This window comes from Streptomyces sp. NPDC059456 (assembly GCF_042750055.1).
Lineage (GTDB): Bacteria > Actinomycetota > Actinomycetes > Streptomycetales > Streptomycetaceae > Streptomyces.
Genome location: NZ_JBHYVA010000417.1, coordinates 1 through 7,556, shown reverse-complemented (window position 1 = coordinate 7,556; position 7,556 = coordinate 1). Strand labels below are relative to the sequence as shown.

Sequence of the window (7,556 nt, the reverse complement as noted above, 5' to 3'; positions counted from 1 at the left end):
ACACCCACAACAACCCCTCCCCCCCGCCCCGCGGTCCCCCCCCGGCCCCCCCCCCCCGAGGGGTGGGGGCCCTTGCCGCGTCATCGCGCGGGACGCGTCAGGCGGCGAGCAGCTTGCGCACCCGGTCCGCCCCGACCGCGAGCAGCAGCGTGGGCAGGCGCGGCCCGGTCTCCCGGGTCACGAGCAGGCGGTAGAGCAGCGCGAAGAAGGAGCGCTGGGCGACCTTGAGCTCGGGCGTGGGCTTGGCGTCGGGCTCCAGGCCGGCCATCACCTTGGGGACGCCGTAGACGAGCGTGGTGAGCCCGTCGAGCGACCAGTGGGATTCGAGGCCCTCCACCAGCAGGCGCAGCGACTCGCGGCCCTCGTCGTCCAGGGAGGACAGGAGCTCGGTGTCGGGCTCCTCGCGTACGAGGGTGCGCTGGTCGGCCGGGACCTGGGTGGTGATCCAGTTCTCGGCGCGGTCCAGGCGCGGCCGTACCTCGTCGAGGGAGGTCAGCGGCTGCGACGGGTCCAGGTCGGTCAGGATGCGCAGGGTCTGCTCGTCGTGGCCGGCGGTGATGTCGACGACGGAGGCGAGCGTGCGGTACGGCAGCGGGCGCGGGGTGCGCGGCAGCTCGTGCGAGGCGACGCGTACGGCGCGGGTGTGCGCGGCGGCGTCGGCCGGGAGCACGGAGCCGTCGGCGACCTTCGCCTCCAGCTTGTCCCACTCGTCGTAGAGCCGCTGGATCTCCTGGTCAAAGGCGATCTTGAAGGACTGGTTGGGCCGGCGGCGGGCGTACAGCCAGCGCAGCAGCTGCGGCTCCATGATCTTCAGCGCGTCGGCCGGGGTCGGGACCCCGCCCTTCGACGAGGACATCTTGGCCATGCCGCTGATGCCGACGAACGCGTACATCGGGCCGATCGGCTGCTCGGCACCGAAGAGGTGCACGATCTGGCCGCCGACCTGGAAGGACGAGCCGGGCGAGGAGTGGTCGACGCCGGAGGGCTCGAAGATCACGCCCTCGAAGGCCCAGCGCATCGGCCAGTCGACCTTCCAGACCAGCTTGCCGCGGTTGAACTCCGACAGCTTGACGGTCTCGGTGAACTCGCACTCGGTGCAGACGTAGGCCAGCTCGGTCGTCTCGTCGTCGTACGAGGTGACCTTGGTGAAGTCCTTGTTGCAGGCGCCGCAGTACGGCTTGTACGGGAAGTACTCCGCGCCCTCGGCGCTGCCGTCGTCCTCGGCGGCCGCACCGGAGCCCTCGGCGGCCTCCAGCTCGGCCTCGTCGACCGGCTTCTGCTGGGGCTTCTTGCCGCCCGGCTTCTGCTTCGTGCGGTACTGGGCGAGGACGGCGTCGATGTCGCCGCGGTGCTTCATCGCGTGCAGGATCTGCTCGCGGTAGGTGCCGGCCAGGTACTGCTCGGTCTGGCTGATCGGGTCGTACTCGACGCCCAGCTCGGCCAGCGCCTCGACCATGGCGGCCTTGAAGTGCTCGGCCCAGTTCGGGTACGCGGAGCCCTCGGGGGCGGGCACGGCGGTCAGCGGGCGGCCGATGTGCTGGGCGTGGGACTCCTCGGTGACGCCGGGGATGCCCTTGGGCACCTTCCGGTACCGGTCGTAGTCGTCCCAGGAGATCACGTGCCGGACCTCGAAGCCGCGGCGGCGGATCTCGTCGGCGACCAGGTGCGGGGTCATGACCTCGCGGAGGTTGCCCAGGTGGATCGGGCCGGAGGGGGAGAGTCCGGACGCGACGACGACAGGTTTGCCGGGTGCTCGGCGCTCCGCCTCGGCGATGACCTCGTCCGCGAAACGGGAGACCCAGTCGGTCTCGGTGCTGCTCTGAGCCACGACACGTCCTTCTATCTCGAATGCTGTTCAGCCATTCTCCCAGACGGAACGGGCCGCTCCGGGGTTGCTTCCGCCCGCGGGCGTCCTGCCCGATATCCCGCGAAGGGAGAGGGCCTCACGTGGGATACTCGGCACTTGTCGGAACAACCAAGTGCACCCACCAGCACGACCTCACAGGAACGGCAGCTCATGGCCTCGGTCCCTTCCCTCGCTTCTTCCGTCAATCAGCGCGTCGCGGACGCCCTCGCCTCGGCCCTGCCGGAGGCCGGTGGCGCCGACCCGCTGCTGCGACGAAGCGACCGGGCCGACTTCCAGGCCAACGGCATCCTGGCGCTCGCGAAGAAGGCCAAGGCCAACCCGCGCGAGCTGGCGACGACCGTGGTCGACGCCCTGGCCGCCGGTGACCTGATCCAGGAGATCGAGGTCTCGGGCCCCGGCTTCCTCAACATCACGGTCTCCGACCGGGCGATCGTCGAGACCCTCGCCGCGCGCGCCGCCGACGACCGCCTCGGCGTCCCGTACGCCGCGAACGCGGGCACGACGGTGATCGACTACGCGCAGCCGAACGTCGCGAAGGAGATGCACGTCGGCCACCTGCGGTCCGCGGTCATCGGTGCGGCGATGGTCGAGATCCTGGAGTTCACGGGCGAGAAGGTGGTCCGGCGCCACCACATCGGCGACTGGGGCACCCAGTTCGGCATGCTCATCCAGTACCTCCTGGAGCACCCGCACGAGCTGGACCACAAGTCGGAGCAGGAGGTCTCCGGCGAGGAGGCCATGTCCAACCTGAACCGCCTGTACAAGGCCTCGCGGGCGCTCTTCGACTCCGACGAGGAGTTCAAGACGCGGGCGCGGGCCCGGGTCGTCGACCTCCAGGCGGGCGAGCCGGAGACCCTCGCGCTGTGGCAGCGGTTCGTCGACGAGTCGAAGATCTACTTCTACTCCGTGTTCGACAAGCTGGACATGGACATCCAGGACCCGGACGTCGTCGGCGAGTCCGGCTACAACGACATGCTGGTCGAGACCTGCAAGCTGCTGGAGGAGTCGGGCGTCGCCGTCCGCTCCAACGGTGCGCTGTGCGTGTTCTTCGACGAGTACAAGGGCCCGGACGGCAACCCGACCCCGCTGATCGTCCAGAAGTCGGACGGCGGCTTCGGCTACGCCGCGACCGACCTGTCGGCGATCCGCGACCGCGTCGGCACCCTGAAGGCCGACACCCTCATCTACGTGGTCGACGCCCGCCAGTCGCTGCACTTCAAGATGGTCTTCGAGACGGCCCGCCGCGCCGGCTGGCTGAACGACGAGGTCAAGGCCGTACAGCTGGCCTTCGGCACGGTCCTCGGCAAGGACGGCAAGCCGTTCAAGACCCGTGAGGGCGAGACGGTCCGGCTGGTGGACCTGCTGGACGAGGCGGTGGACCGGGCCGCGGCCGTGGTCCGCGAGAAGGCCCAGGACCTCACCGAGGAAGAGATCGCCGAGCGGGGCAGGCAGGTCGGCATCGGCGCGGTGAAGTACGCGGACCTGTCCACGTCCGCGGCCCGCGACTACAAGTTCGACCTGGACCAGATGGTCTCGCTGACCGGCGACACGTCCGTCTACCTCCAGTACGCGTACGCCCGTATCCAGTCGATCCTCCGCAAGGCTGGCGAGGCCAGTCCGGCCGCCCACCCCGAGCTGGAGCTGGCCGCGTCCGAGCGCGCGCTGGGCCTGCACCTGGACTCTTTCGGCGAGCTGGTCGCCGAGGCGGCCTCGGAGTACGCCCCGCACAAGCTGGCCGCGTACCTGTACCAGCTGGCGTCGCTGTACACGACGTTCTACGCCGAGTGCCCGGTGCTGAAGGCCGACACCGCCGAACAGGTCGAGAACCGCCTGTTCCTGTGCGACCTGACCGCCCGGACGCTCTCCAAGGGCATGTCGCTGCTGGGCATCCGCACCCCCGAGCGCCTCTGACGGTCCCACGCTCACGCACGGCGGCCCCGCCCCCCCCTTCCGGGGAGGCGGGGCCGCCCCCCAGGACCGGGCGGGCGTTGGTGAAATACCAGTATTTTGCCAGGGCGGCCCCGCCGAGCCGGCCGGCCACGACGGACAGGAACCGCCTCGTCTGCCTGTTCTGCAGGGCGACCGTCCCGCCGGGACCGGCGATCACGTCCCAGTTGAACTGCTCGCCGTTGCCCTCGTCGATGCGGATCCCGTCGCCCGCCGACGCCAGGCTGTAGCGGTTGTCCTGCGCGTCCATGTTCACGAGCGATATGGAGCCGTCGCCGTGCCCGGTCACCTGCCAGACGGCGTTGTCGTGCCGGCTGCCGTACCAGAGCCGGCTGGCCTGGCACACGACGCTGCCGAAGTAGTCGTTGTCGCCGAGCCACTGGTCGGGCATGTCCCTGGGGGCCATGACGTACGTCAGGCCCGGTTGCGGCGGCGCCATGATGCCGATGGAGGCGGGGGCGGGCGCGGAGAGGGGGGCGGCCGAGGCCGTACCCGCGGTGATCAGGGTCAGGAGGGCGGCGGTGCACGCCACCACCGCGGTGCGTCGGTTCATTTTCAGCCCTTCATCACGGTGAAGGTGACGGTGGCGTTGTCGCCGCTGCCACCGCCCTGCTTGCAGACGAAGCCGTTCGGGACGGAGCAGGAGTAGCCGTTGCTGCCCACGTACGGGTTGCTCCAGCGGATGGTGACGTTGCCGACGTCGATCATGCTGTAGACGGCCGCGCCCTCCGTCCCGGTCATCACGCCGTTGGACTCCGACTGCCAGGTGCCGTCGCTGAACGGGTAGACCTGGTCCGGCGGGACCATGCCGTCGGTCCACATGCCGGCCTGCAGGCTCGACGACGTGCGTTCCATCGAGTTGGGGGTGCGGTTCTGGAGCCTGACCGTGGTGCTGCGGGCCGCGTTCACCGAGAACGACCCGTTCCGGCCGACGGTGAACGTCACTTCCGCGTTGTTCCCGCTGCCACCGGTGCGCGAACAGGTGTAGCCCCTGGGCACCGTGCAGTCGTAACCGTTGGAGCCCACGTACGGGTTGTTCCAGTGGAAGGTGGCCTCGCCGTCGTTGCCGAGGGAGTAGGTCGCCTGCCCTTCCGTCCCGGTCATCACCCCCTGGGAGTGCGAGCCCCAGGTGGCGGACTTGAGGCCGTCGATCTTCTCCGGCGGTGTCTCGTCGTCCCAGATCCCGTGCGCCACGTGCGTGTAGTTGCGGTACATCGTCGTCGTGGTCTCGTTGACAACCTTCACCTTGGTGCTGCGGGCCGACTGCACCCCCACCGGGGACTGCTGCGGGGTGTCGTTCCCCGTCGCCGCGGTGGCCGTGACGGCCGGGGCGAGCACCAGGGCGGCCGCCATGGCCGCCACGACGGTGCGCCGCGCACCCGTATGGAATCCCGAGATGGCCGACATACATGTCTCCTCTTCCTCGTTCCGGCTTCGCAGCAATGAGCCTGCCGAGGTGGCCTAACGGCGAACTAACGCGCATTCCGGCGGTGTTGGCGTGATTGATGAACCATTTCGCGCCTTCATCCCTCTTCGCCCACGAGTACGGCCCTATGGGCTCGTAGGGTGCGGCCAGGACGACGCGGGGGCGGGCGGGGCGAATGGGACCGGCAGGGCGGTGGGGCAGGTGGGGCAGGTAGGGCAAATGGGGCACGCCATGGACTTCCGGTTGCTCGGCCCGGTGTCGGCCTTCTCGGGACGGGCCGAAGTACCGCTCGGACCGCCCAAACGCCGGGCCCTGTTCGCGCTGCTCGTCCTGGCGGACGGCACGCCCGTGGGGGCCGAGCGGATCACCGAGGCGCTGTGGGACGACCGGCCGCCGACGCACGCCCGGACCGTCGTCTACGGCCACGTGTCCGCCCTGCGCGCCCTGTTGCGCACCGACCGGGACACCGACGTCGTCACCCGGGACGGCGGGTACGCGCTGCACGCCGCGCCGGACGCGGTCGACCTGTGGCGCTTCCGCGAGCTCGTACGCCGCTCCGCGGCCCCGCCCCCGGGAAAACACCCGGCGGAGCTGCTGCGGCAGGGCCTGGAACTGTGGCGCGGCCCGGCGCTCACCGGGGTGGGCGACACCCCGCTGCTGACCACGGCGGCCGACCGGCTGGTGGAGGAACACCTCGCCGCACTGGAGCAGTTCGCCGCCGCCCTGCACACGTGCGGCCGGGGCGCGGAGGCCCTCGCACTACTGCGGCCCGCCGCCGAGCGGCATCCGCTGCGCGAGTCCCTGATCGCGGCCGTCGTCCGTGCGCTGCACCAAGCGGACCGCCAGGCCGACGCCGTCTCGCTCTACCGCCGCACGCAGCGCCGGCTCGCCCGGGAACTCGGCGTCGACCCGGGCGCCGCACTGTCCGAGGCGTACCTCGCCCTGCTGCGCGCCCGCCCCCCACAGCCCCCGCGGCGTCCGGCCGCCACGCCCGCGCCGCCGGGGCGAGTCCACGGGCCGCCCCCGCCTCGCGGGCAAGCCTCGCCACCGCACGGGCCGGCCCCGGCCCACCCGCAGACGGCACCGCACGGGCAGGCCGCGTCACACGGGCAGCCGGCGCCGCCACTCCTGCCGCACGGGCCGACCCCGGCGAACCAGCCGGCCCCGCCGCACGGGCACGCCGCGACGGACGGGCAGCCGGCGCCGCCACTCCTGCCGCACGGGCAGGCCGCGGCGCACGGGCCGACCCCGGCGAACCAGCCGGCCCCGCCGCAGGGGCAGGCAGCGCCGCCGGCCCCGGCACACGGGCCGGGGGCGGCACACGGGCAAGCCCCGGCGCACCGGCCGGGCGTGGCCGACCGGCAGGCTGCCGCCGAGCCGGCCGCGGCGGCCGTATCACCCACAGCCCCGGCGGCCCCCGCGGTGCCCTTCCTCCTGCCCCGCGCGCCGGCCGGCTTCGTCAGCCGTGCGGACGACCTGGCGCAGCTCACCAGGACCGCACGGTCGGGCGGTGCGCCGCTCAGCGTGATCACCGGCCCGGCCGGGGTCGGCAAGACCTCGCTCGCCGTCCACTGGGCGTACGCGCACGCCGCCGACTTCCCCGACGGCATCCTCTACGCCGACCTGCGCGCCGGGGAACCGGACGGGACCGGCCCCCGGACCACCGGTGTCCTCAACGACTTCCTCCAGGCCCTCGGCATCCCCGAGGAGCAGCTGCCGACCCGGTCCCGGGCCGTGGAGCACCTCTACCGCGCAACGCTCGCCGGCCGCCGCACCCTGGTCCTGCTCGACAACGCCCGCGACTCCGGCCAGGTCCGTCCCCTGCTGCCCGGGACCCCCGGCTGCACGGTGCTGGTCACCAGCCGCAACCGGCTGGAAGGCCTCGTGGCCACGGACTGCGCCCGGCTGCTGCCGCTGCGGCGGATGGCGCCCGCCGACGGGGTGCGGGTCCTGCGCACCGTCATCGGCGACGACCGGGTGGCGGCGGAACCCGCCGCCGCGGAGGAACTGTCCGTCCTGTGCGACGGCCTTCCGCTGGCCCTGCGGCTGGCCGCCGCCCGGCTCGCCGCCCGCCCCCGGCTCGCCCTGCGCGCCATGGCCGACGCCCTGGTCGACGAACACCAGCGGCTCTCCCTGCTGTCCGGCGAGGACCTCGGCGTCGGGGCGACGCTGCGGATGAGCGTGCAGCAGCTGCCGCCGGACGCCGCACTGCTCTTCCGCCGGCTCGCCCTGCACGTGGGGTCCGAGCTCGACGCCGGGGGCGCGGCGGCGCGCGGCGGCGCTGGGCCGCGGCCGGCGCCGCGCGCGGCGGGGCGC

At 72.4% G+C, this 7,556-nt stretch carries 4 protein-coding genes; 2 read left to right on the top strand and 2 right to left on the bottom strand.

The features are described from left to right. Positions 1–97: 97 nt before the first annotated feature. On the bottom strand, positions 98–1,828 hold the full coding sequence (gene lysS / locus ACFXA3_RS28810) for a lysine--tRNA ligase (protein ID WP_385191428.1): 1,731 nt from the start codon (positions 1,826–1,828) through the stop codon (positions 98–100). Positions 1,829–2,017: 189 nt separating this feature from the next. Here lysS and argS point away from each other — a divergent pair, with 189 nt between their 5' ends. Beyond that, positions 2,018–3,778 (top strand): arginine--tRNA ligase, encoded by a 1,761-nt coding sequence (gene argS / locus ACFXA3_RS28805; protein ID WP_385191427.1) that lies wholly within the window; start codon positions 2,018–2,020, stop codon positions 3,776–3,778. Between the two features lie 591 nt (positions 3,779–4,369). Here argS and ACFXA3_RS28800 read toward each other — a convergent pair. Beyond that, positions 4,370–5,221, bottom strand: coding sequence for a Crystal protein ET79 (locus ACFXA3_RS28800; RefSeq protein WP_385191425.1), 852 nt, complete (start codon positions 5,219–5,221; stop codon positions 4,370–4,372). A gap of 250 nt (positions 5,222–5,471) precedes the next feature. Here ACFXA3_RS28800 and ACFXA3_RS28795 point away from each other — a divergent pair. After that, a partial coding sequence (locus tag ACFXA3_RS28795; RefSeq protein ID WP_385191424.1) for a BTAD domain-containing putative transcriptional regulator occupies positions 5,472–7,556 on the top strand: 2,085 nt, incomplete at its 3' end.